Annotated in this window: 21 protein-coding genes; 13 read left to right on the forward strand and 8 right to left on the reverse strand. The window is 64.1% G+C overall.

The genetic code is table 11. From position 1 onward, the window contains the following. The first annotated feature begins 156 nt into the window (after positions 1–156). The 3 genes from IEX32_RS12730 (at position 157) to IEX32_RS12740 (ending at position 4,446) form a co-directional block, all read left to right on the forward strand. Positions 157–783, forward strand: a complete 627-nt coding sequence (locus IEX32_RS12730) for an MSMEG_1061 family FMN-dependent PPOX-type flavoprotein (protein ID WP_188771912.1) — start codon at positions 157–159, stop codon at positions 781–783. 326 nt (positions 784–1,109) lie between these two features. Beyond that, positions 1,110–2,204 (forward strand): glycosyltransferase family 4 protein, encoded by a 1,095-nt coding sequence (locus IEX32_RS12735; RefSeq protein WP_188771913.1) that lies wholly within the window; start codon positions 1,110–1,112, stop codon positions 2,202–2,204. A 19-nt stretch (positions 2,205–2,223) separates the two neighbouring features. Continuing rightward, positions 2,224–4,446 (forward strand): amylo-alpha-1,6-glucosidase, encoded by a 2,223-nt coding sequence (locus IEX32_RS12740; protein ID WP_188771914.1) that lies wholly within the window; start codon positions 2,224–2,226, stop codon positions 4,444–4,446. Between the two features lie 44 nt (positions 4,447–4,490). Here the strand turns inward: IEX32_RS12740 and IEX32_RS12745 are convergent, their stop codons facing one another. Together IEX32_RS12745 and IEX32_RS12750 are read right to left on the reverse strand one after the other, a co-directional pair. Next, a complete protein-coding gene (locus IEX32_RS12745) occupies positions 4,491–5,243 on the reverse strand; it encodes an oxygen-binding di-iron domain-containing protein (RefSeq protein ID WP_188771915.1) in 753 nt (250 codons plus the stop codon). Between the two features lie 123 nt (positions 5,244–5,366). Next, complete coding sequence (locus tag IEX32_RS12750; protein WP_188771916.1) at positions 5,367–6,245, reverse strand: pirin family protein; 879 nt, start codon at positions 6,243–6,245, stop codon at positions 5,367–5,369. 370 nt (positions 6,246–6,615) lie between these two features. On the opposite strand from IEX32_RS12750, the gene fabD reads away from it, so the two are divergent. Both fabD and fabG read left to right on the forward strand, forming a co-directional pair. Then, on the forward strand, positions 6,616–7,551 hold the full coding sequence (gene fabD / locus IEX32_RS12755; protein ID WP_188771917.1) for an ACP S-malonyltransferase: 936 nt from the start codon (positions 6,616–6,618) through the stop codon (positions 7,549–7,551). Between the two features lie 156 nt (positions 7,552–7,707). Next, a complete protein-coding gene (fabG, locus tag IEX32_RS12760; protein WP_188771918.1) occupies positions 7,708–8,472 on the forward strand; it encodes a 3-oxoacyl-[acyl-carrier-protein] reductase in 765 nt (254 codons plus the stop codon). Between the two features lie 15 nt (positions 8,473–8,487). Here the strand turns inward: fabG and IEX32_RS12765 are convergent, their stop codons facing one another. Next, complete coding sequence (locus IEX32_RS12765) at positions 8,488–8,847, reverse strand: hypothetical protein (protein WP_188771919.1); 360 nt, start codon at positions 8,845–8,847, stop codon at positions 8,488–8,490. Positions 8,848–9,123: 276 nt separating this feature from the next. On the opposite strand from IEX32_RS12765, the gene dnaN reads away from it, so the two are divergent. Beyond that, entirely contained in the window at positions 9,124–10,242 is a 1,119-nt protein-coding gene (dnaN, locus tag IEX32_RS12770) for a DNA polymerase III subunit beta (protein WP_188771920.1), read from the forward strand. Positions 10,243–10,325: 83 nt separating this feature from the next. On the opposite strand, the gene IEX32_RS12775 is transcribed toward dnaN, so the two are convergent. Next, complete coding sequence (locus IEX32_RS12775; protein ID WP_188771921.1) at positions 10,326–11,135, reverse strand: enoyl-CoA hydratase/isomerase family protein; 810 nt, start codon at positions 11,133–11,135, stop codon at positions 10,326–10,328. Positions 11,136–11,356: 221 nt separating this feature from the next. On the opposite strand from IEX32_RS12775, the gene IEX32_RS12780 reads away from it, so the two are divergent. Further along, on the forward strand, positions 11,357–13,051 hold the full coding sequence (locus tag IEX32_RS12780; protein WP_188771922.1) for an FAD-dependent oxidoreductase: 1,695 nt from the start codon (positions 11,357–11,359) through the stop codon (positions 13,049–13,051). 24 nt (positions 13,052–13,075) lie between these two features. Here the strand turns inward: IEX32_RS12780 and IEX32_RS12785 are convergent, their stop codons facing one another. Continuing rightward, entirely contained in the window at positions 13,076–14,071 is a 996-nt protein-coding gene (locus IEX32_RS12785) for a zinc-dependent alcohol dehydrogenase family protein (protein ID WP_188771923.1), read from the reverse strand. Positions 14,072–14,374: 303 nt separating this feature from the next. On the opposite strand from IEX32_RS12785, the gene IEX32_RS12790 reads away from it, so the two are divergent. Next, positions 14,375–15,373 carry a thiamine pyrophosphate-dependent dehydrogenase E1 component subunit alpha gene (locus IEX32_RS12790; RefSeq protein WP_188771924.1) on the forward strand — a complete coding sequence of 333 codons (999 nt, stop codon included), beginning with the start codon at positions 14,375–14,377 and terminating at the stop codon, positions 15,371–15,373. Between the two features lie 17 nt (positions 15,374–15,390). Beyond that, on the forward strand, positions 15,391–16,368 hold the full coding sequence (locus IEX32_RS12795; RefSeq protein WP_188771939.1) for an alpha-ketoacid dehydrogenase subunit beta: 978 nt from the start codon (positions 15,391–15,393) through the stop codon (positions 16,366–16,368). A gap of 118 nt (positions 16,369–16,486) precedes the next feature. Here IEX32_RS12795 and IEX32_RS12800 read toward each other — a convergent pair whose 3' ends face one another. The 3 genes from IEX32_RS12800 to IEX32_RS12810 all read right to left on the reverse strand — a co-directional run bounded on the left by IEX32_RS12800 (position 16,487) and on the right by IEX32_RS12810 (position 19,074). Next, positions 16,487–17,503, reverse strand: a complete 1,017-nt coding sequence (locus IEX32_RS12800) for an acyl-CoA dehydrogenase family protein (protein WP_188771925.1) — start codon at positions 17,501–17,503, stop codon at positions 16,487–16,489. Between the two features lies 1 nt (position 17,504). Further along, positions 17,505–18,698: an acyl-CoA dehydrogenase family protein gene (locus tag IEX32_RS12805; protein ID WP_188771926.1), complete on the reverse strand. Its 1,194-nt coding sequence runs from the start codon at positions 18,696–18,698 to the stop codon at positions 17,505–17,507. A gap of 61 nt (positions 18,699–18,759) precedes the next feature. Beyond that, on the reverse strand, positions 18,760–19,074 hold the full coding sequence (locus IEX32_RS12810; protein WP_188771927.1) for a Rieske (2Fe-2S) protein: 315 nt from the start codon (positions 19,072–19,074) through the stop codon (positions 18,760–18,762). A gap of 228 nt (positions 19,075–19,302) precedes the next feature. On the opposite strand from IEX32_RS12810, the gene IEX32_RS12815 reads away from it, so the two are divergent. The 4 genes from IEX32_RS12815 (at position 19,303) to IEX32_RS12830 (ending at position 24,026) form a co-directional block, all read left to right on the forward strand. After that, on the forward strand, positions 19,303–21,021 hold the full coding sequence (locus IEX32_RS12815) for an FAD-dependent oxidoreductase (RefSeq protein WP_188771928.1): 1,719 nt from the start codon (positions 19,303–19,305) through the stop codon (positions 21,019–21,021). 69 nt (positions 21,022–21,090) lie between these two features. Continuing rightward, a complete protein-coding gene (locus IEX32_RS12820) occupies positions 21,091–21,864 on the forward strand; it encodes an SDR family NAD(P)-dependent oxidoreductase (RefSeq protein WP_188771929.1) in 774 nt (257 codons plus the stop codon). Positions 21,865–21,963: 99 nt separating this feature from the next. Further along, entirely contained in the window at positions 21,964–23,109 is a 1,146-nt protein-coding gene (locus tag IEX32_RS12825; RefSeq protein ID WP_188771930.1) for an acyl-CoA dehydrogenase family protein, read from the forward strand. Continuing rightward, positions 23,109–24,026 (forward strand): acyl-CoA dehydrogenase family protein, encoded by a 918-nt coding sequence (locus tag IEX32_RS12830; protein ID WP_188771931.1) that lies wholly within the window; start codon positions 23,109–23,111, stop codon positions 24,024–24,026. The genes IEX32_RS12825 and IEX32_RS12830 overlap by 1 nt, the downstream gene beginning before the upstream one ends. Positions 24,027–24,267: the final 241 nt, after the last annotated feature.

The following is a 24,267-nucleotide window of genomic DNA, read 5'->3' on the forward strand; positions in this document are numbered from 1 at the left end:
TGTTGTCGGAATTTGCCCGTGCGGCGTGGAACGGTAATGGCTGTTCGGCAACTTTCTCGTCAGTGGGGCAGGTCTCCGCTCGACACATAGGAAATGCAGTGCGCAGCGCCCTTCTACAGGTTGCCGCGACAATGTGCATCAAGGCGAGGGCATGGCATGGATGAGCAGTACCAGATCAGGGATGTTGCGGAACTTGAGGCTGCAACTGGAACGCCAAATCCGTTTGTACGCAGCAAGATCGTAACGCGCCTTGATGAATTGATGATCGAATTCATTCGCAAGTCCCCCCTGGTGTTCGTGGCCACGACCGATGCCGACGGCGGTGTCGACGTTTCGCCCAAGGGTGATCCGGCGGGTTTCGTGCGGGTGGATGATTGCGGGAATCTGCGGATTCCCGAGCGGCCCGGAAATCAACTGACAATCGGCTTCCGGAACATTCTCTGCAACGGCCGGATTGGCCTGATCTTCGTTGCGCCTAACCAGCGCGAAACGTTGCGCGTGAAGGGGTGCGCGACGCTGCATAAGGACCCTGATGTCCTGAGGGAGATGGCAATGAACGGTAAGCCGGCTCTGCTCTACACGCACGTCCGGGTGGAGGAGTGTTTCATCCACTGCGGCAAGGCATTGGTGCGCTCGCACTTATGGCAGCCGGAAAACTGGGAAACGACACATCGCTCGATCGGAGGATTGCAGCTGGCGTCGGTTGTCGGTGCGCGCAGCGACGAGGAAATCGATGCTTCGGCGAAGCGCCTCGAAACGCAATATCGGGACCATTTGTATTGAGCGCAGTGCTGGTGGTTGGCGCGTGCCCGTGTCAGCATCGGCGATGAGCAGACCGCGACTTCGTGAAGGGACGTAGCTTGCGGCCGGTCCTCCGAGCCCGAAACAGTTGATCATTGAACGATGGCGTCGTCCCGATTTGGGCGAATAGGGAGGCGTCCAAGGGGCGTTCATTCAGTCCGGAAACGATCCACGCGGCATGACGCGCGTAGCTATCGCGCGCCAGCGGCTGTAATCGCCGAGCCAGAAACCTTGCCGCTGCTTTGGCGTTAACCTTGTGTGCCCCGAGCAGCGCGCTCCGGGCGTTTGTCGTCAGAGGTCTATACGCCATGCGCATTGCCCAGGTAGCGCCCCTTGCCGAGAGCTGCCCTCCCAGGCTCTATGGCGGAACGGAGCGCATTGTCGGCTTTCTGGTGGAGGAATTGCACGGACTCGGACACGAGGTCACCCTGTTTGCCTCGGGTGATTCCACGGCCGGCACCCGGCTCATTCCTTGTGTTCCGCGCGCGCTGCGGCTCTCGCAAGACATTGTCGATTTCACGCCCTACCACGTTTCCATGATCGAACAGGTGCGCCGTCACCTCGACGAGTTCGACGTGGTGCATTTCCACATCGACCTGTTCCACTATCCGGCCGTCAGGACCTGGAGCTGTCCTACCGTCACCACGCTACACGGCCGTCTGGACCTTCCCGATCTTTACCCACTCTACGGAATCTTCCCCGAGATTCCGTTGGTCTCCGTTTCCGACAGCCAGCGCCGTCCGCTGCCTCCCGTCAACTGGGTCGGCACCGTCTATCATGGTCTGCCGGTGGATCTCCTTCCGTTCAGCCCCTTTGGCGGAGACTACCTCGTCTTCCTCGGCCGCATTTCACCGGAAAAACGCCCCGACCGGGCGATTGAGATCGCCACAAGGGCAGGTCTGCAGCTAAAGCTTGCCGCCAAGATCGACCGCGCGGATCGGGACTATTGGGTCGAGCGGATCGAGCCGATGGTCCAGGCTCGCTCCAATGTGGAATACATTGGTGAAGTTGACGATGCCAGCAAGGCGAGGTTGCTCGGCCATGCTGCGGCGCTGTTGTTTCCAATCGATTGGCCCGAGCCTTTCGGGCTTGCAATGATCGAGGCGATGGCATGCGGGACCCCCGTGGTTGCCTGGCGCAACGGATCGGTACCCGAAGTTGTGGATGACGGAGTCACCGGCCGGATCGTCGAGAGCGTGGACGAAGCCGTCGCCGCCGTGTTCGAAGTGATGCAGTTCGATCGTTGGATGATCCGGGCGCGGTTCGAGGAACGCTTTACGGCCGGTCGGATGGCGAACGACTATGTGCGGATCTATCAGGAACTGGTCGACGGCTGCCGGCCCGCCAATATGCTGATGCGCGGCCCGCCGGATCAGCAGTCAGCACTGCTTGATGCCAATTGATCGAAAATAGGCCGTCGACATGAAAGCTGAAGCAGACGTGAGCAGCGGATCCACACAGCAGCCCGGTGCCCCGGAGCATCCCGGAACGCGCGAGGCCCATTTCGCGCATTTCTTTGTTCCTCCTTCCGCATCCATCCAGGAGACGTTTCCCCGCGCCTTGAAGGGCGGCGATGCCTTCGCGCTCCTGGACCCCCACGGGGATGCGCTGGGCGCCATGCACGGGCCTGAGGGAATCTATTATCGCGATACCCGGCACGTGTCGTACTGGCGCATGACGATGTGCGGCGTCTATCCGATGCTGCTTGGTTCCGTCATCGACGAAAGGGTTGACGCCCTGATCGTCGACCTGACAAACCCCGACATCGTCAATGGCGACAAGGTGGTCGTTCCCAATGACGCGATTCATGTAAATCGGGCAAAGTTTCTGTTCGACAACTGCATGCATGAGCGGATCGCCGTACGAAATTTCGACGATGCACCGCACCGCCTGACACTCGAGTTTACCATCGGCAGCGATTTTCAGGACATGTTCGAAATCAGAGGGGAGCGCCGTCCCCGCCGGGGGCACAAGCTTTCCGCCGTATGCGCGATCGATTCGATCGAGCATCGCTATCGTGGGCTGGACGACATCGAACGTACTACGAAAGTCCGCTTCGAACCGGCCCCCGCGAGAATTCAGGAGCATCGGGCCGAGTTCGAACTGGACCTGGCGCCGCGAGAGCGGCGCGTGATCTGCTGCTTGACGACCTTCGATCAGAGTCTGGAAGCAAGTCCCACGCGCAGCTTCGTGCGGGCCTATCGGCGGCTTCGGGAAATGAGACGGCGACAACAGAAGTCACGTCCGGTGCTGCGCTCTTCGAACACGCTGTTCGACACGGTAATCGATCGCAGCATCTCCGACATCGCGACGCTGACGACCGAAACCGAAGCAGGACCCTGTGTCTACGCAGGCATTCCCTGGTATTGCACGCTTTTCGGGCGGGATTCGCTGATCACCGCTCTCGAATTGCTGTGGTACGACCCCGCGATTGCACGTGGCACCCTCCTGCGCCTCGCCGAACTTCAGGCCGACAAGGAAGACCCCCTGGCCGATGCCGAGCCGGGCAAGATCATGCACGAGATGCGCTTTGGCGAAATGGCGAACCTGCGTGAGGTGCCTTTTGGGCTGTACTATGGCAGCGTCGATTCGACACCGCTTTTCGTTTATCTGGCCGGCGAATACTACGCGCGTACCGGCGACGAGCAGACGATCGAACGGCTCTGGCCCAACCTCAAAGCCGCGCTCGAGTGGCTCGACGTGTCCGGCGACCGCGACGGGGACGGATTCTTCGAGTATGGCGCCAGGACGGGCGAGGGCCTGCGCAATCAGGGCTGGAAGGACAGCTTCGATTCGATTTTCCATGCCGACGGGCGACTGGCGGAAGGCCCCATAGCGGTCGTCGAGATGCAGGCATACGCATACGGCGCCTGGCTTGCCGCAGCCTGTATCTGCGACGGGCGCGGCGATGCAGCGACGGCGAGCGAGTGGCGCGAGCGGGCAAACGACCTGCGGCGCCGATTTGACGAGGTTTTCTTCGACCCGGAGATGGGAACCTACATCCTCGCGCTCGACGGCGACAAGCAGCCGTGCCGCGTGGTCGCCTCGAACGCGGGGCACGCGCTGCTGACGGGGATTGCCTTCCCCGCAAGGGCCGAGGCTGTGGCGACGCGGCTGATGGCGCTGGACAGCTTCAGCGGCTGGGGAATACGCACGCTCTCACAGAGGGAAGAGCGCTATAATCCCATGAGCTATCACAATGGCTCGATCTGGCCGCACGACAATGCGCTGATCGCTGCCGGCTTCAGCCGCTATGGTTTTCAGCGCGACGCCAGCCGCTTGTTCTCGGCGATTTTCGAGGCGGCGTGCTATTTCGACCAGAATCGGATTCCTGAACTGTTCTGCGGCTTTCAGCGCAAGAAAGGACGGGGGCCGACACTCTATCCCGTCGCTTGCGCGCCGCAGGCCTGGTCCTGCGCAACGCCGCTCTTCCTGCTCCAGGCCACCCTCGGGCTGACGGTGCGCGGTTGCAACTCGGTTGATTTCCAGCGTCCCGTCCTGCCAGAGTTTCTCAGCAAGCTCTCCGTCGACGGGCTGACATGCCGGGATGCATCGGTCGGGCTGGACATCCAGCAACTGGGCCAGGCCACGAGCGTTTTCACAAGGGACCGCAAGGGCGAAGTTTCAGTCACGATCTCGAATTGAAAACAGCCGCGAGAGGAGAGCCAGGACGGCGCTCGCAGCCAGGCTCATCCGGGCTGGGCTGGCGAGGTCCGGCCATCCACGGCCTCGGCCAGTTGCCTCAGCAGCGCACCGCCATCGCCGCGCCATGCGCTGCCATGCATGCAGGCAAGCGTTCGCGGGCGGGCGGCGGCGAGACGGGCAAGGATCGGTCCGGTCTCGGGGCCGTGTGCGTAATAATCCATCTCCTGGCGGAAGGCTTCGCTGGTGGCCAGAATATCGCCTTCGGTCAGAGGCTCCGATCCCTCTCCGGGCTGGGTGAACAGGTCGCCGCAAAAAAGCGTTTCCGTTATGCGTTCGAACAGAAAGCCGTTGTCCCAACCGTGAGGCACATGAGGCGCATCGAACCATTGCACCTCGCGTCCTCCGAGATCGAGCACCTCGCCGTCCGCCATCGCGTGTGGCGGCCGATCGGCATAGTCGGCAATCGAAGTCATCGCTGCTACCGTGCTGCACAGAGGAACGGCCTGCGGCGCGCTGGCCAGCCAATCGTTCAGCGCGCCGCATTCGTCCGCCTCCATGTGGCAGAACCCGATGTAGCTCAGTCGCGACACCGGCATGACCTGCTCCACCGCCTCGGACACCACCGGGAACAACTGGCGCGGACCTGTGTGGAACAGGAGGGGGCGATCGGCGTCTATCAGATACTGATTGAAGGAAAACGCCGTCCCGCCCTCGATGCCGACAGGCGTGTTGATGCGCCAGATGCCTTCAGCGATTTCATGTAGGTTTGTGCGGGTTTCGCTGTTGGTAACATCCATTCGGCCTGCCTCCATCATGGGCAACCAGTGACGTCGGTCCGCTTATACCCGTGACGCTGGAGAATGTCTCTCGTCATCCGTCTCGCACGGCGCGTCGAAGATGATGCGTGCTCCCCGCACGATCTATGGCTTGTTCTCGCCGGGAAGCGGCGCGAACTCCAGATCGTCGCCCACCGGGAGTTTCATCCGCTGCTGACGCCAGTCTTCCTTGGCCTGTTCGATGCGCTCCCTTGAGGAGGAAACGAAATTCCAGAACAGGAAACGCTCACCCAGCGGCTCGCCCCCCAGCGCCATCAGCGTCGAGGCATTGTCGGCGCGGACCGGCACATCAACGCCCGGTTCCAACACGGCCATTTGTCCTGCATGCAGCGCTCGACCGCCGACCCGGACGGAGCCTGCGGCAACATAGATCGCCCTTTCGGCATATTCGGCCGGCAGCACGATCGAGGCTCCCGCGTCCATTTCCCAGTGCATGTAGAACTGTGGCGAGTGAACCTTGACCGCCGCCTTCATGCCTTGCGTTTCGCCGGCGATCAGTCGGCCGCGAAAGCCATTCTCTTCCCACGAGGGCAGATCGGCACCGTCGTGGTGATAGAAGGCGGGGTCCACCTCCTCGTTCTCGACCGGTAGGGCGACCCATGCCTGAATGCCGTGCATATGCGCCCCGTGCGCACGGGCATATTCAAGGCGCTCGGAATGGGTGATGCCGCTTCCGGCCACCATCCAGTTCACTTCACCGGGGCGGATCTCCTGATGGAAACCCAGGCTGTCGCGATGTGTCAAAGCCCCGTCGTACAGATAGGTAACCGTCGATAGACCGATATGCGGATGAGGCCGCACGTCGAGATCGCGGGGGATGCCGGGGGCAAAGTCCACAGGTCCCATATGGTCGAAGAAGATATAGGGGCCGACCATCCGCCGGGCGGAGGATGGTAGCACGCGTCCGACCGCAAAGCCGCCACCCAGGTCATGGGCACGTCTGTCGATTATTTGCTCAATCATGGTGGGTCTCCCGACCGTTCGATCACGGGGCCGCAAACTCACAAGCGACGCCGTCGAGGTTCGCAGAAAATTGGCCCGACGCGGCAGTCCTGAGCTTCGCCGATAGGGTGCATTGTGATCAAATCCCGCAGGGACGTCCAACCGAAAACCCGCCGCATCGCCATTGCGCTGGTCGGCTTTCGGAAACGGGCCTTGCCGACCGACGGCTGGGCCGAGTTGAGCGGGCATTCTTCCCTTCTCTATAGAGGAAGGGGAGGGCGCGGCGCGGCGTTTGGCGGGGCAGGAAGGGCTTGCCCTGCGCGCCTTCGCACAATAAGCGCTGCCGCTTTCCTTGTCGGGGAAGCCTCTCCAAGCAGCAGGAGACTGAAAGATGCGCGCTTTTGTATTTCCGGGTCAGGGTAGCCAGAAAGTCGGCATGGGCGGCGAACTTGCCGAAGTCAGTGCGGTCGCGCGCGAAGTCTTCGAGGAAGTTGACGAGGCTCTGGGCCAGAATCTTTTCAAGATCATGACGCAAGGGCCTGAAGATGAGCTGATGCTGACCGAAAACGCCCAGCCGGCGATCATGGCTAACGCTATCGCCGTCCTGCGCGTGCTCGAGAAGGAAGGCGGCATCGTGCTTGCGGACAAGGCCGATTATGTCGCCGGTCACTCGCTCGGCGAATATACCGCGCTGTGCGCCGCCGGTGCCTTCGGCCTTGCCGATACCGCCCGCCTGCTCAAGCTCAGGGGCCAGTCGATGCAGGCAGCCGTGCCGGTCGGCGTGGGCGCCATGGCGGCGCTGCTCGGCGCCGATATCGAAAAGGCGACCGCGCTTGCCCAGGCCGCGGCTGAGGGTGAAGTCTGTGCCGTCGCCAACGACAACGATCCGGGGCAGGTCGTGCTCTCGGGCCACAAGGGGGCGATCGAGCGGGCCATCGCCATGGTCAAGGACCACGGCATCAAGCGCGGCGTGGCTTTGCCCGTTTCCGCGCCGTTCCACTGCCCGCTGATGCAGCCCGCCGCCGACGCCATGGCCGAGGCGCTGGAGAAGACCCCGCCGGGAACCTTGCAGATCGCGCTCTTCGCCAACGTCACCGCCGGCATTGTCACCGACCCGGCCGAAGTGCGCCGCCTGCTGGTCGAACAGGTCACCGGCCGCGTCCGCTGGCGCGAGAGCGCGATCGCGATGAAGGAAGCCGGCGTTGAGACATTCGTGGAACTGGGGGGCAAGGTCGTCGGCCCGATGATCAAGCGTTCGGCGGGCGAGGTGGAGGTCGCCTCGGCATCGACGATGGGTGAGATCGAGGAACTGGCGAAAACGCTGTAGAAGGGTTCATGCAAAGGCGCGGAGATGATGAGATGAAGCCGATCGATCATCTGAGTGGCGATGTGGTCGATGCCAGTCGGGATCGGCTATCCCTCACCGCATTGACTCTCTACGCCACTGCGTCTCTGCGTGATTGCAAGCTTACGGAGTAAATATATGTTCGATCTTCACGGAATGACTGCCCTCGTAACCGGCGCTTCGGGCGGGATCGGGTCCGCGATTGCCCGCGCCCTTGCGGCGCAAGGGGCGCGGCTGGTGATTTCGGGGTCGAATGCCGAGAAGCTGCGCATCTTTCGCGACGAGCTTGACGAGCACACGCCGCAGCACCTGCAGGAGGTCGACCACGTCGCGATCGCCTGCAACCTTTCGAATTCCGAGGATGTGGAGAAGCTGGTCCCGGCCGCGCTCGACACGCTCGGCAAGATCGACATTCTCGTCAACAATGCCGGCATCACGCGCGACAACCTCGCCATGCGCATGAAGGACGAGGAATGGGACGCGGTGATCAAGGTGAATCTCGAATCCACCTTCCGCCTGATGCGCGCCGTCACCAAGCCGATGATGAAGGCGCGCTTCGGCCGCATCGTCAACGTGACCTCGGTCGTCGGTACCACCGGCAACCCGGGGCAGATGAACTACTGCGCGGCCAAGGGCGGCATTACCGCCATGTCCAAGAGCCTGGCGCAGGAACTGGCGAGCAGAAACGTCACGGTGAACTGCATCGCGCCCGGCTTCATCCGCACGGCCATGACGGACGTGCTGCCCGATGCGCAGAAGGATGCGCTCAACGCCAAGATCCCTATGGGGCGCATGGGCGAAGGCGACGAGATCGCCAGTGCCGCGGTGTTCCTGGCGTCGAAGGAGGCGAGCTACGTCACCGGCCAGACGATCCACGTCAACGGCGGCATGGTCATGATCTGAGGCAGGAGCAGGCCGTCAGTTGTAGACCCTGCCGTCGTCGTCGACGACCCGGGCTTCCAGCTGCGCGGCCAGCACTTTCGCGGTTTGCACCACCGGGTCCTCGTCCGTCGCGGGGGCGGCGAAGCGCACGGTGCCTTCCGGGGTCCACCACAGCGCGCGCATCCATTGCTGGCAGTCGGGCCTGAACAGCTCGACGTCGCCGCCACGGTTCGGGATCACGATCCTGTCCTCGGTCAGCGGGTTGATCGCACAGGCATCGCCATGGGCCATGCGCACGCCCTCCACGCGTGCGACCACCTCGGTCCATTCGGGCAGGGATATCGGTTGGGGATCTCCGCCGTGCCCTTCGCGTTCGATGTGAAATATGTGAGCCAAGACTTCGCCTCCCGGATTTCCGGCGCAACGTCGTACCTGTCGCCTGGGGAAATGTGATCGCCGCGACACTGAAACAAGACCAAAACGACGGGAAGGGTTCCCGGTCCGATGAAAAGCATGCCCGGAAAATCGTCACGAAACTGCCGATTTATCCCCAGATTCGCCTTGATGCAGGCACTTGACGCTTGCCGCTTCGCTGCGGCGCGTTAGAGATATCCGTCCTGAAATTGGGGATGCGCGTATCCCTAGGCCTACCAAGGGGGACCCGAGGCTATCATGAAGGCCACGATCGAACGTTCCACGCTGCTGCGTTGCCTGTCCCACGTGCAGTCCGTTGTCGAGCGGCGCAATACCATTCCGATTCTCTCGAACGTGCTGATCGAGGCCGCGGCGGACGGATCGCTGCGGATCATGGCTACCGACCTTGACCTGCAGGTGATCGAGTCGCTGGGCGCCGTCTCCGTCGATGCGCCCGGCGCGATCACGGTCTCCGCGCACTTGCTTTTCGACATCGCCCGCAAGCTGCCGGAAGGAAGCCAGGTCAGCCTCGATGCCGCCGACAACCGCATGGTGGTCAAGGCAGGCCGCAGCCGCTTCCAGCTGCCGACCTTGCCGCGCGACGATTTCCCGGTGATCGCCGAGGGCGACCTGCCGACCAGCTTCGAGATTCCGGCGGCCACGCTCGCCCAGATGATCGACCGCACGCGCTTCGCAATCTCGACCGAAGAGACGCGCTACTATCTCAACGGCATCTTCTTCCATGTCGCCGATGAGGAGCTGAAGGCTGCGGCGACGGACGGGCACCGGCTCGCCCGCTTCACCATCAAGCGCCCCGATGGCGCCGAGGGCATGCCTGACGTGATCGTGCCCCGCAAGTGCGTGGCCGAACTGCGCAAGCTGCTGGAAGAAGCGCTCGACACCAACGTACTGATCGACCTGTCCGCCTCCAAGATCCGCTTCACGCTGGGCGGCGAGAACGGCGTGGTGCTGACCAGCAAGCTGATCGACGGCACGTTCCCGGACTATTCGCGCGTCATCCCCACCGGCAACGACAAGCTGCTCAGGGTCGATCCGCGCAGCTTCTTCGAAGGCGTGGACCGTGTCGCCACCATCGCCACGGAAAAGACCCGCGCGGTGAAGATGGCGCTGGAGCCCGATCGCGTGACGCTCTCGGTCACCTCGCCCGACAACGGCACCGCGGCCGAGGAAGTCCCGGCCGAATATTCATCCGAGGGGTTCGAGATCGGCTTCAACGCCAACTATCTCAAGGACATCCTGGGTCAGATCGAGGGCGACACAGTGGAGATCCACCTCGCCGACGCCGGCGCACCCACGCTGATCCGGCAGGATGAGAAGAGCCCGGCGCTCTATGTGCTCATGCCGATGCGGGTGTAGCGGCGGGGCGAGCCACCAGGAAAACGCTGTCCCTGAGCGAAGCGGAACGCGGCAGGCGTTCAAATCAGACCTGCCGCCAGATGTCACCGCCCGGTGAACTTCGGCCTGCGCTTTTCCTTGAGCGCCTGGATTCCCTCCATGTGGTCGGCCGTGCGCACCGATACGGACTCGTAGGCGATCCCCGCATCCATCAGCGCGGTCGCGAGGCGCTTGAGTTCGAGGTTTGTCAGCACCTTGGTCGCGCGGATGGCGACCATCGCGCCTTCCAGCAGCTTGGCGCAGAAAGCATCGACCCGGGCGTCGAGTTCATCAGCGGGCACGCAGTGGTTGACCAGCCCGATCTCGGCCGCCTTCTGCGCGGTCAGCAGATCGCCGGTCAGCAGGTATTCCTTGGCGCGCGTCAGGCCGATGCGCTGGGCCCAGATCACCGCGCCGCCATCGCCCGCGACGAGGCCGAGGCCGACATGCGGGTCGCCGATCTTCGCGCCCTCGGCGGCGAAGATCACGTCGCACAGCAGGGCGAGCGTGGCGCCAAGGCCCACCGCGTGCCCGTTCATCCGGCATACGACCGGCTTGTCGATGTCGAGCAGCGTCGAGACGATGCGCTTGGCGACGCGGGTTTCGTGGTCGAAGAGGTGCGGATTCCTTGCGTTGTTCTCTATGTGGTCGAGGTCGCCGCCGGCGGAAAAGGCGCGGCCCGCGCCGGTGAGGACGATCACGTCGGAAGCCTGGTCGCACTGCGCGAACAGCAGCGCCTCGGCAAGGTTGTCGTGCAGTTCGAGGTTGACCGCGTTGAGCGCGTCCGGGCGGTTCATGGTGATGCGCAGCAGCCGGCCTTCGCGCGCCAGCTCGATTGTGCGCAGCGTCGGCAGCGCGGGGGCGGTCTCGTTCATCGCGTCAATTCTCCCTTCTCTTCGCCCGTCATTAGGCGAATAGGCCCACGCCGCCAGCCGAAAAGCACGTGGGCGGCCGGTGAAGGGCAAGCGTTCGCTCCGGCGAAACCTGCACGCGGGCAGGGGGCGCTCGCCTTGTCAAACGGGGCAAGTTCCGGTCTACCGTGCTGAACGTCTGCGCAGCAAGCGCCGGGGCAAGTTCTGGAGAGGAAAGCGATATAATGGCGCAGTTCGACGAGACCTTCGATTGGGTGGTCGTGGGCAGCGGTGCGGGTTCGATGAGCTCGGCCTTGCTGATGAAGCAGGCTGGCAAGTCGACCGTGATTCTCGAAAAAGCGCCATGGGTAGGGGGTACCACCTGCAAGTCCGGCGGAGTCATGTGGATTCCGAACAATCGCTTCATCGCCGAGGACGGGGAATCGGACTCGGTGGAGGCCGCCATGAGCTACCTCGACGCGCTGCAGAACCTCGACGGCGGGGCCGCGCCGGGATCGACGCCGGAAAAGCGCAGGGCCTATGTGACCCAGGCTTCCCGGATGATCGACTTTCTGGTCGATCAGGGCATCGAGCTGGCGCGTGGCCACCATTACTGGCCGGACTACTATGATGAGCTTCCCGGTGGTTGCAAGACAACTCGAACAGTGGTTGCCAAGCCCTTCAATCTCAAGGAGCTTGGCCCCTGGCGCAAGAAGCTGCGCAAGGGTTTCGTGGAAGCGAACGCGACCCTGAGCGAGGGCATGCAGCTTGGCCACATGCGTACCAACCCCGGCGCCAAGAAGATGCTGGCGAAGATCGTGCTGCGCACCATTGCCGACAAGCTGCGCGGCCGTCGGTACACTACAGCGGGTGCCGGTCTGCAGGGACGTCTGCTCAAGGCCGCGCTGGCGGCGGGCGTGGATATCCGCACAGATACGCCCGTGCGGGAAGTCATTCTTGACGATGCCGGAAAGGCGATTGGCGTGGTGGCGCAGAAGGACGGCAAGACCGTCCGCATCGGCGCGAACCTCGGAGTTCTCGTCAATGCCGGCGGGTTCGCGCACAATCAGGCGATGCGTGACAAGTATATTCCGGGCAGCCAGGCCCGGTGGTCGCAAACGCCCGAGGAAGATACTGGCGAAATGCATCTCGAGCTGGAGCGGATCGGCGGCGTGCTTGCGCAGATGGACCAGATGGTCGGTTTCCAGATGACCGAAGCGCCCGGCACCGAGAACGACTACGTGAAACCGGGAATGCAGAGCGTGACGGGCAAGCCACATGCCATTCTCGTCGACCAGTCGGGCGAGCGCTACATGAACGAAGGCGGTTCCTACGAGCTGTTTTGCGAAAACATGCTCAAGCGCAACCGCACGGTCCCCGCGATCCCGAGCTGGGGCATCCTCGATCAGCAATATGCGGAGAAGTATCAGCTCGCGGGCAAGTGGATCGACAAGAAGATTCCCAAGGCCTGGGAAGGCAAAGACTATCTGCACAAGGCCGATACGATCGAGGAGCTTGCAAAGAGCATCGGCGTGCCTCCCGAAAAGCTCAAGGCCACCGTCGAGCGGTGGAACACCTTCGCGCGTGCGGGCAAGGATGACGACTTCCATCGCGGGGAGCGCGAGTACGACAAGTGCGGCTACGTGGGCGATCCCTTTTCGGAGCAGAAGTCCATCGGCACGGTCGAAAAGGCGCCGTTCTATGCCGTGCCCTGCGTACCGGGCGATGTCAGCACGTATGGCGGCGTGGTCACCGACGAGTACGGCCGCGTCCTGCGCGCCGACGGCTCCGTGATCGAGGGGCTTTACGCGACCGGCGTTACCACGGCCTCGCCGATGGGGAACGTCTATCCGGGTGCGGGCGCCAGCGTCGGTCCGTCGATGACGTTCGGCTGGATTGCGGCCAAGCACGCGGCCGGCCTCGACAATCAGATGGCTTGAGCGGCCCTCCGGGTCATCGTTGGCTCATAGCAGGTTGACGCCGACCTTGCCGAAGAACTGGCCGCTTTCGAGGTGGCGGTAGGCGTCCTCGATGCGTTCCAGATCGTAGACGACATCGACCACGGGGCGGATGCGGTGCTCGACGATGAAGGCCGTCATCGCCTCGTGCTGGCTGCGATTGCCGACGCCGATGGGGGCAAGGTTCACGCCTTCCGCCTGCCGTGTCCAGCTGAAGTCCGAACCGAGCATGCCGATCGCCGAAAGCTGGCCGTCCTTGCCGAGGAGCGAGACGTTGTCGTCGAACTGCACCTGCCCGACCGTGTCGATGACATTGGCGAGGGGGCGTTCGCCGAGTGCGCCCCGGATCGCGCCGGCCCAGTCCGGCGTCTCGCGATAGTTGACGCACAGGTCCGCGCCGAGCGAGGCGGCCCGTGCCAGCTTGGCGTCGGATGAGGAGGTGATGGCGACTCTCGCGCCCATCGCCTTGGCCAGTTGCAGCGCGGCGATCGACACGCCGCCTGTCCCCTGCGCAAGGATCCAGTCACCGGGCAGCGTGGGACGAAAGGCGGTGAGTGCGGACCAGGCGGTCAGTGCCGCGCAGGCCAGCGTCGCGCCTTCCAGATCGCCCAGTTCGTCGGGCAGGCGGCATAGCGCCTCGGCGGGAAATGTGGCGTATTGGCGGGCGACTCCGTCGATCGGACCGCCAAGCATGCGCGGATCGGGATCGCTGCCGGTGAGCCAGTATGGCGCGAAAATCGGAACGACCCGCTCGCCGACGTCCACCCGCTCGACACCCTCTCCCAGAGCGACCACCTCGGCTGCGCAACACGAAAGTGGCACCACCTCGGGCTCCTTGCCAAGGCCGGGAATCAGGCCGCGCGCGACGATCACGTCGCGGAAGTTGAGCGTGGCGGCCCTGATTCGCACGAGGGCGTCGCCGGGCGCCGGATCGGGGACGGGGGCCTCGCGGACTTCCAGCGTCCCGATTCCCTTGCCGCTGCGGATCGTTGCCTGTTTCATGATCGCTCCCGTCCTGTTTCTGCGAGTGAACGGGGCATGCTCTACCTCAGTGGCTCGAGGGGGCAGAAGCACAATCGGCTCGTCCGGGCGATGCGTCTGCCTGCCGTGCCGGGTTCGCTGACGATGCGTTTGCCAGTACCGGCAGCGGCAAAGCGAAGCCCGCCGCCGTCAGGAATTTGATCGCAAGGCGGCTTGCCGGGGAAATATCGCCGGGCCGCTAGCCTGCCCCTTGCGCTGGTCATCCCGAGAGTTACTGAAACCCCCTTACCGATCCTGTCGACGGAGGTTTTCGAGAGAGGGACCATGACCGATACGCTAACCAACCGTGCCGTACCCGATGCGGCCACCCAGCTCGACATCTACCGCCGGATGATCCGCATCGAGCGGAATGACGACGCGACCCGCACGCAGATCCGGCGCGGCCGCATCACCGCCCCTTATTATTCCGCGCGGGGCCAGGAGTGCATTCCCTCGGCCATCTCCGTCCTGCTCAATGACGACGACAAGATCTGCACGATCTATCGCGGCATTCACGACATGGTCGCCAAGGACATGCCGCTGCGCCCGCTCTGGGCCGAGATCTGCGGCCGTGTCGACGGCACCTGCAAGGGCAAGGGCGGCCCGATGCACCTTACGCATCCCGAAACCGGTGTGATGGTGACGACCGGCATCGTCGGTTCCTCGATGCCGATCGCCAACGGCTTTGCCTGGGCCGCGCTGCTCGACGGCACCAAGCAGGTGACCGTTGCCTATTTCGGTGACGGCGCCAGCAACATCGGCGCCTTCCACGAAGCGCTGAACCTAGCCTCGGTGTGGAAGCTGCCGGTGATCTTCGTGTGCCAGAACAACGGCTTTGCCGAGCACACCCGCTATGAGAACGGCACTTCGGTGGACCAGATATCCAAGCGTGCGATCGGCTACGGCATGCCGGGCTACACCGTCGACGGCAACGACCCGCTCGACGTCTATGCCCACGCCCATGCCGCCATCGAGCGTGCCCGCTCGGGCGAGGGGCCGACCCTGCTCGAATGCAAGACCTTCCGCTTCATGGGCCACGTCTTCGGAGACGCCGACGGCTACATGACCAAGGAAGAGAAAGCCGAGGCGATGGCCGACGATCCGCTGCCGAAGTTCCGTCAGAAGCTGATCGACAGCGGCGTGGCCACCGCCGACCAGATCGACGAGATGACCGCCAAGGCCGAGGCCGAGGTCAACGACGCCATCGAATTCGCCATGTCCTGTGAATACCCGTCGGACGACGAACTGCGTCGCGACGTCTTTGCCGAGGAGATCCCGGCGTGAGCACCGAAACCGTCAAGATGAATGGCCTCCAGGCGATCAACGCCGCCCTGATGGAGGCAATGGAAGCCGATCCCAAGGTCCTCGTCCTGGGCGAGGATATCGCTGACCGCGAAGGCGGCGGCGTGGTCGGCGTGACGCGCGGCCTGTCCACCAAGTTCGGCGACATGCGCGTGCGTTCCACGCCGATCGCGGAGCAGGCGATCATGGGCGCGGCGATCGGCGCGGCCATGGCGGGATACAAGCCCGTGGCCGAGATCATGCTGATGAACTTCACGACCGTGGCCATGGACATGATCGTGAACCACGCGGCCAAGCTGCGCTTCATGTCCGGCGGCCAGAGCCAGGTGCCGCTGGTGATCCGCACCCTGACCGGCGCAGGCAACCAGACCGCCGGCCAGCACGCCGATTTCTACGAGGCATGGTTCTGCCACACCGCCGGCATCAAGGTCGTGATCCCCTGGACCCCTGCCGACTTCAAGGGCCTTTACCTTTCCGCGATCCAGGATCCCGATCCGGTAATCATCGTCGAGAGCGGCAAGACGCTGTTCGTGCCGATGGACACGCCGGTGAACCAGGGGCCGATCCCGCTGGGCAAGGCCAATGTCGTGGCGCCGGGCACGGACATCACCATCCTCTCCTACGGGCAGATGATGTTCACGGTGATGGAAGCCGTGGGCCAGCTTGCCGAGGCCGGAATTTCGGCCGAAGTGATCGATCTTCGCACGATTTCGCCGTGGGACAAGGAAACCGTCCTCGCATCCGCCGAGAAGACCGGACGCCTGTTGGTGGTCCATGAGGCCGGCAAGAACTTCGGCCCTGGCGCCGAGATCGCAGCGACGGTGCAGGAAACGCTGTTCGGCAAGCTCAAGGCCCCCGTTGGCCGGCTCGGCGCCCCGTATTGCTCGGTGCCGTTCGCCAAGAAGCTGGAGGACGCCTTCCTGGTGCAGCCGCCGGCGATCATTGCCGAGGCGAAGCGGCTTGCGGCGATGGGCTGAGGCCGAGGTTTCAGCACAAGGCTAACGAAAAGCCCCTCCCTCGCGATGTGCGGGGGAGGGGCTTTTCGTTATGTGAGGCAGAAATTCAGGAGTCTTCCCCGGCGCGGGGAAGCACACACTACCGCATCGCCGCCAGCGCCTCGCGGCCTATGCGTTCCTTCCACAGGTCCGGTTCGCCGGCGAGGTGCAGGTTCAACATCGCGCGCTTCATGAACAGGTGCGACTGGTGCTCTTCGGTCAGGCCGATGCCGCCGTGGAGCTGGATCATTTCCTCGGTGACGAACGCGTAGGCCTCGGCCGCGAGAGTCTTCATCGCGCCGAACTCGATGATGTCGGCGTCATCGTCATGCACGCGGTTCCACAGCAGCGCTTCGGCGACGGCGATCCGCGTCTTCATGTCGGCGGCGCGGTGCTTCAGCGCCTGAAACATGGCGATGGGCCGGTCGAACTGCTTGCGCATCTTCATATATTCGACCGTGAGGTCCAGCGCGGCGCTCGCGCCGCCAAGACAGTCCGCCGCGATGGCGATGTGGGCTTCGGGCGCAAGCACGTCGTGCATGGCGGGCGATGCCTTCACGTCCGCAAGCTCGAGCGCCGGGTCGGGCCGGTAGCCGTCTAGAACGACGTCGAACATGCGCCGGCTCTGATCCCAGATCGGCCTTTCGACAATGCTTACGCCTTCGGCGTCGAGCGGAATCAGCGCATAGCCGTGGGGCAGGCTGGCGACGACGGCGCTGGCCATATCGGCCTCGAACACGCCGGAGATGGTGCCGTTCAGCGTACCGTCGTCGGTAGGCGTCAGCAGCGCGGCGAGAAGGTGCAGCGGTACATATTCGCCGCCGCAGATGCGCTCGATCCAGTCGGCGCGGTCCGCGAAGGTTCCGCTCGCCATGATCGCCTGCAAGCCGAGCTGCGCCGGCATCAGCGGCGCCGAAGTCAACACGCGGCCCATCTCGTAGTGGATCGCGGCGGAGGCTTCACGGCCAAGCCCGAGGCCGCCGTCTTCCTCCGGCACGCGGATCATCAGCCAGCCCATCTCGGCCATCAGCTGCCAGCTCGCGTCGCGATCCGACGACAGCTTGTCGGCGGGAAAAGCCTTCTGCGCGGCGTCGACGAGTTCGTTCAGCTCGATCATCTCAGAGCACCCAGTTCTTCGGTTCGCGCGGCATTTCCAGCATGCGCTCGGCAATGATGTTGCGCTGCACTTCCTCGCTGCCGCCGGCGATGGTCCAGGCGTAGGAGTTCATGAAGTCGGCCATCCAGTTGCCGGTATTGAGGTCGCCGAAGGTGATCGGCGCGACATACTGTTCGCCCACGCCGCCGATCCTGAGACCCAGCTTCGAATAGGCACGCAGCGCGCGGCTGTACGCGTTCTTGACGATCGAGGCGTCGCCGATGCGCTCGATGCCCTTGATGCGGTTGTCGAGGAACCGGTCGGCGGTGGCGCAGACGGCATCGACCTCGGCCACCAGCTCGCCGAAATCGCGCAGCATCCCCTGGTCGTCCTCACGCCCGTACTCGCGGATCAACTTCGCTACGCGCCCGAGCGCGCCGCGCATGCGATAGGACAGTTCCATCAACGTGAGGCCGCGTTCGCTGGCAAGCGTCGCCTGCGCCACGGCCCAACCCTTGCCTTCCTCGCCGACGCGCTGCTCGACGGGGATTTCCACGTTGTCGAGGAAGATCTCGGCGAATTCCTCGTCGCCCTGGATCTGGTGGATCGGAGAGACCGAGACGCCGGGGCTCTTCATGTCCATCAGCAGGTAAGTGATGCCCGCCTGCTTCGGTCCGTCGCTGGAGGTCCGCACCAGCAGCAGGCACATGTCCGCGAACTGGGCCATCGTCGACCAGACTTTCTGGCCGTTCACGACGTAGACCTCGCGACCGCCGCGCGTTTCGCGAACGGCCTTGGTCTTGATCGCGGCCAGATCCGAACCCGCGCCGGGCTCGGAAAAGCCCTGGCACCAGGTCTCGCCTTCGAGGATCCGGGGCAGGTACTTCGCGCGTTGCTCGTCGCTCGCGCATTCGTGCAGTGTCGCGAAGGCATGGTAGGTCGAAACGAAGGATAGCAGCAGGCGCGGGCAGTCGGCCTTGGCCAGTTCCTCGTAGATCACTTTCTGCTCGGCGAGCGAGCGGCCGCCGCCGGGAAATGCGGCGGGCCAGTGCGGGATGGCATAGCCGGCCTCGACCAGCTTGGCGAACCAGTCGCGCTGGGTTTTGACGAAGTCTTCCTGAGTGCGGCTCGCATCGCGCCAGTCGTGCGGTTTCTCGGCTTCGAGAAAGCGGCGGACTTCGGCCCGCAGCGCTTCCAGATCGGCGTTTTCAGTCATGCCTTCTCCATGCACAGCGCCCCGCCAGGCGTCCAGATTCGGGGCTACGCGCCCGCGATATTCATACCGCGACTTCGATCGTGTCGCCTGCGATCCGCACCTCATAGGTCTCGATCGGCATGGTCGCGGGCGGGTTGATCGGGTTGCCCGTCTCCAGATCGAAGCGCGCGCCGTGGACCGGACAGGCGATCCAGCCATTGCGCACGCGGCCGCATTCCAGCGTCTCGTAGGCATGGCTGCACAAGTTGCGCACCGCGAAGATCCTGTCCTTCGTGTTGGCCAGAATCACACTGGTTCCGTTCACATCGACCACCAGTTTGTCACCGGCGGGCAGGTCTTCCAGTTTCGCCACGGCGACGAAAGTTTTCTCGCTCATCGTTAGGTCTGTCTTTCCATGTCTTCGGCCTGATGTTCCCGGCAGGCATCGTTGCGGCCCATGGCCCTGCGTGTGAGACCCCCAATGGCGCAAGCGCGCAGGCGGTGCCAGAGCATGGCTGAGCAAGTGGCTCTACCCCGGAGGTCATTTCTAGGGCAAGACGCGGGCGCGATAAGGCGCACGTAAAGGGCGCGGACGCGCTCGAACTCGAAGGATGGAGAGTGCCGGGTGGGGACAGATGAGACCTTCGACGTGGTGGTCGTCGGGTCGGGTGCGGCGGGAGCGATGGCCGCGCTGCGCGCTGCCGACCTCGGATTCAAGGTTCTGATCGTCGAGAAGGCGCACAAGTTCGGCGGGACTTCGGCGGCATCTGGCGGGGTCATGTGGATTCCCAACCATATGCTCGACGGGGACCAGGGGGACAGCCGCGCTTCCGTGCTGGAATATCTTGATGCGACGATCGGTACGCCGGTCAATCGCGAGCGGCTGGAGGGCTTCGTGGATGAAGCGCCCAGAATGCTGGATTTCCTGAGATCCACAGGTGTGCAGGTGGCGGCCGCGTCCTGGCCGGACTATTTTCCCGACCGTCCGGGCGCCCGCGCCGACCGTTCGGTGATCGTGCCAACTTTCGACGGCCGCAGACTGGGCGATGGCCGCTATGCGCTGATGCGCGAGCAGTACAACCGCTTCAAGCTGTTCGGCCGCTATGCGATGGACCTGACCGAGACGTTCGCTCTCATGATGCAGTCCAGGGGCTGGCGCCGCGTGGCGGCGAAAATGATCGCGCGGTACTGGAAGGACCGCTCGACACGCAGGATATCCCACCGCGACCGCCGTTTCACGCAAGGCGCGGCGCTGATGGGGGCGACTTACGAGCAGGTGTTCAAGCGCGGCGTCGAACTGCGCCTGGAAACCGGCCTTGACCGGCTGGTGCTCGATGACGGCGGCCACGTCGTCGGTGTCGAGGTTTCGAACTTCGGGCGCAAGTACGCTGTCGTCGCGCTTCACGGCGTGGTGCTGGCGGCAGGCGGTTTCGAGTGGAACCAGGCCTTGCGCGACCGCTTCTATCCGGTTCCCGGCCTGACCCGTCATTCCTCGACGCCGGAGGACGCCAACCGGGGTGAGGCGCTGATCGAAGCAGAGAAGATCGGTGCATCCACCGAACATACCGGGCAGGGTTGGTGGATTCCGACCATGACCCTTCCGATGTCGGGGGCCTCGAACTTCCACGAGATACACCAGGCGGCCTTCGACGTCGGCCGCCCGTGGAGCGTTGTGGTCAATCGCAAGGGCGTGCGCTTTGTTGACGAGGCCTGCGGCTACGACCGGTTCGGTCAGGCGATGGTCAGGGATCATCTCGAGACTGGTGCCAACTGCCCGTGCTGGCTGATTTTCGATTCGAAGTTCCGCAAAAAGTTCAGCGCCGGCGGCCTGATGCCCACGGTCCACACGCCCGAGCGCAAGGTGCCGGCCGACTGGTGGGACCACTACGTTTTCCGAGCCGATACGATTGAGGAACTGTGCCGCAAGACGAGCCTGCCGGTCGAGCATGTCAGGACGACGATCGCCAACATGAACGAATATGCCCGGACCGGGGTCGACCCTGAATTCGGGCGCGGAATGAATCCCTATGACCAGATGTTCGGCGATCCGAGTTCGAAGCCCAATCCCAGCATTGGCCCTATCGACAAGCCGCCGTTCTACGCAGTGCCGATCAACAACGGGGACCTTGGCACCAAGGGCGGCTTGCGCTGCGACGAGCGGGCGCGAGTACTGGACACGCAGGGCAATCCGATCCCGGGACTCTATGCGGCGGGAAACAACGCAGGAACGCCGTTCGGCGATACCTATCCGGGCGCGGGCGCGACGATCGGTCCGGCCATGACCTTCGGCTATGTCGCGGCGAACGACATTGCCCGGAGGGCAGGGAATCAGCGGGCGGGCTGAAGGACCGGGACCCCCATTTCCGTCATCCCCGCTTTCGCGGAGATGAGGATGAAAACGGAGCAACGAAGAATGCAAGGCAAGGTAGCAATCGTCACCGGCGCGGCAGGCGGTATCGGAGAGGCGTGCGTGCGGAGGCTCGGCGCCAGGGGCGTTAAGGTGCTCGGCACCGGACGCAACGCCGAGAAGCTGGGTGCGCTGAAGGAGGCGCTGGCGGGCGCGATGGAGTTCGACTTCGTCGCCGCAGATGCGACCGCAGATGAAGCACCCTCGATGATCGTCGATGGCGCGGTCGAGAAGTTCGGCCGGCTCGACATTCTCGTCAACAATGCCGGCTCGTTCAATTTCGGTCCCGTCGACCAAACTACAGACGAGATGCTAGACGAAGTGCTGGACATCTCGCTACGCGCGCCGTTTCGCCTGTGCCGCGAGGCGCTGACGCGTATGGGCGAAGGCAGCTCGATCCTCTTTATCGGATCGACCTGGGGGCTTTACGGCACCCCTGGAGGCGGCGCCTACAGTACCGTGAAGGCGGGGCAGATCGGGCTGATGCAGACGATGGCGGCCGAATACGGCCCGCGGGGGATCCGTTCCAACTACGTGGCGCCGACGGTGGTGCGGACCGAGATGACCGACGCTTTCTGGGACCTCGACTTCTTCCGCCGCACCAACCACGAACTGACACCGCTCCAGCGCGACTGCACGGCGGCGGACATCGGCAATATGGTCGCGTTCCTCGCCTCCGACGAGGCCGGGTTCGTCAACGGACAGACAATCGCGGTTGACGGCGGTATCTCGACGACGCGCTATGTTGCGCCCGAGGCCGTCGGCGCGGTACGTCAATAGCGGGATCGCAGAGGCGATTGCCGGGCAGGGGTGTGTTGTCCGACATGCGCACTTGTGCCTAACGATCCTGCAAGACGAGATCCGAAGGACGCCGCGCCGATGCAATTCGAATGGACCGAGGAACAGGACGCGTTCCGGCACAAGATCCGGGACTTCCTGATCGCCAACCTCCCAGACGGCTGGGAGAAGTTCTCCGAGCATGGCCCGGCGTCTCCGGCGCTGACCGCCTTCGCGCGCGAGTTCTGCGTGAAGCTGGCCGATGTCGGACTGCTCTTCCCGCACTGGCCCAGGGAAATGGGCGGAGAGGGGCTTGGCCCCTGGGAGCAGCAGATCCTCGCCGAGGAGATGTGGATCGCCGGGGAGCCGCGCGGCGGGCAATACATGAACGTCAACTGGGTCGGACCGACGCTGGAGAGGTACGGCACGAGCGAGCAAAAGGCGCGCTATCTGGAGCCGATCACCAGGGGGCAGTCGCTCTGGTGCCAGGGCTTTTCCGAACCCGACGCCGGTTCGGACCTCGCCAGCCTGCGCACGCGCGCCGAGTTGAAGGACGGCAATTACGTCATCAACGGCCAGAAAATCTGGACGAGCTACGCGGGGCTTGCCGACACCTGCTTCCTGCTGACGCGCACCAGCGATGATCGCAAGAAGGGCATCACCATCATTCTCGTGCCGATGGATACGCCGGGCATTACCGTGCGGCAGATCCCCTCCCTGATCGGCGAGGGCGACATTCACGAGGTCTTCTTCGACGATGTCACCGTGCCCGAGAGCGCCCGCTTCGGCGAGGAAGGGCAGGCCTGGGAGATCATCGCCTATTCGCTGCGTAACGAGCGCCTCGGCATCCCGCGTTTCACGCTGGCGCGCGCCGCGCTCGACCGGGCGGTGTCGATGCTCAGGGAAGCGGGCGACTTCGATCGCGAATATGTCAGGATCGAGGCCGCACGCTGCGCCGCCTTGTGCGAGGCGGCCGGCACGGCGAACTATGCCGTGGTCCAGCGCCGCGTGGACGGACTGGCGATCGGTGCGGAGTCCAGTTCGGCCCGCTACGCTACGGTCATGGCCGAGCGCGCGGTGTGCGAATTCGTGGTCGAGTTCCTGCCCGAAGGGCTGGCGGGAGCCTCTCCCTACCTCAAGATGCACCACCAGCGCGGCATCGTCGCCGGAGTTGCCGCCGGTTCGGCCGAAATCCAGCTCAACATCATCGCCAGCGAAGTGCTGGAATTGCCGAGGGAACCACGCTGATGCAACTCTCGCTCAACGAAGACCAGACGCAGGTTCTCGATTTCATTGACAGCCTAGCCAAACCCTATGCCAGCGTGCCGATGCACGATGTGTCGCTGGCGCTGGAAAGCGCGGAGCTGGATCAGGCGCTGGTGGAGAACGGCTTTCTCGATGTGATGGCCGTGGAGGAACTGGGCCCGGTCACCGCCGCACTCGTGATCGAGAAGCTTGCGCGCCTTCCCTTCGCGGTCGAATCGGCGGCGTCGGCCATGGTGCGTCCGTTGATCGATCCCGAACTGCCGCGACCCATCTGCCTTGTGGAGGAAGGCCGGCTTCGCAAGCCGGTGCGTTTCCTACGGCCCGGCGCCACCGTGGTCGTGGTCGGCCCGTCTGGCGTCAGGAGCTTTACGGCTACCGAGGACGCAATCGCGCCGGCGCAGGAAGATACGCTCTATGCCTACCCCGTCGCCTTCCTGACCGGTTTGCCTCAAGCCATGACGCTGCACGAGGTCGATGCCGCCGAAGTAACCCGCGCGTGGCGCGTGGCCATCGCGGCAGAAGCGGCGGGCCTGCTGGGCGCGGCGCTGGCGAGCACGGTAACCTACGTATCCGAACGCAAGCAGTTCGGCCGCCCGCTCGCGACCTTCCAGGGGATGCGTCACCGCCTGGCGGAGGATCAGGTGCTGACCAACACCGCCTACTGGCTCGCCTTGCGCGCGGCCGGGACTGGCGATCCCGCCGATGCCGCCATGGCGCTGCTCCACGCACAGGAAGCGGCGAAGCGGGTCTGCTATGATTACCACCAGTTCCTCGGCGGCATGGGCATGACGCTGGAGCACCCGCTGCACTTGTGGACCTACCGCCTCAAGCTGCTGACGGCCGAACTCGGCGGCCGCGGAGCTCAGGGGTTGGCGGCGGCGGACGCGCTCTGGGGTTAGGCGCTGCGCGCCGGGCAAGTAATCCCGGAAGGGGCACTGCGCCGCATGTCGAGCGATCGGCAGGCGCGGTTCGAGAGCATTCCCGACCCCGCCCGGAACCACACGGCAACGGGTTCAGGTTAACGGGCGGCGGCACAGGTTTTGGTGGCGGGTTGAGCGATGGCGTGATTCATGGGGTTTCGGGATCACACAAAGCCGGACGCTATGGAACAGACATTCATCAAGGACCGCCTCAGCCTTC

This window comes from Novosphingobium endophyticum, from assembly GCF_014640675.1.
GTDB lineage: Bacteria > Pseudomonadota > Alphaproteobacteria > Sphingomonadales > Sphingomonadaceae > Novosphingobium > Novosphingobium endophyticum.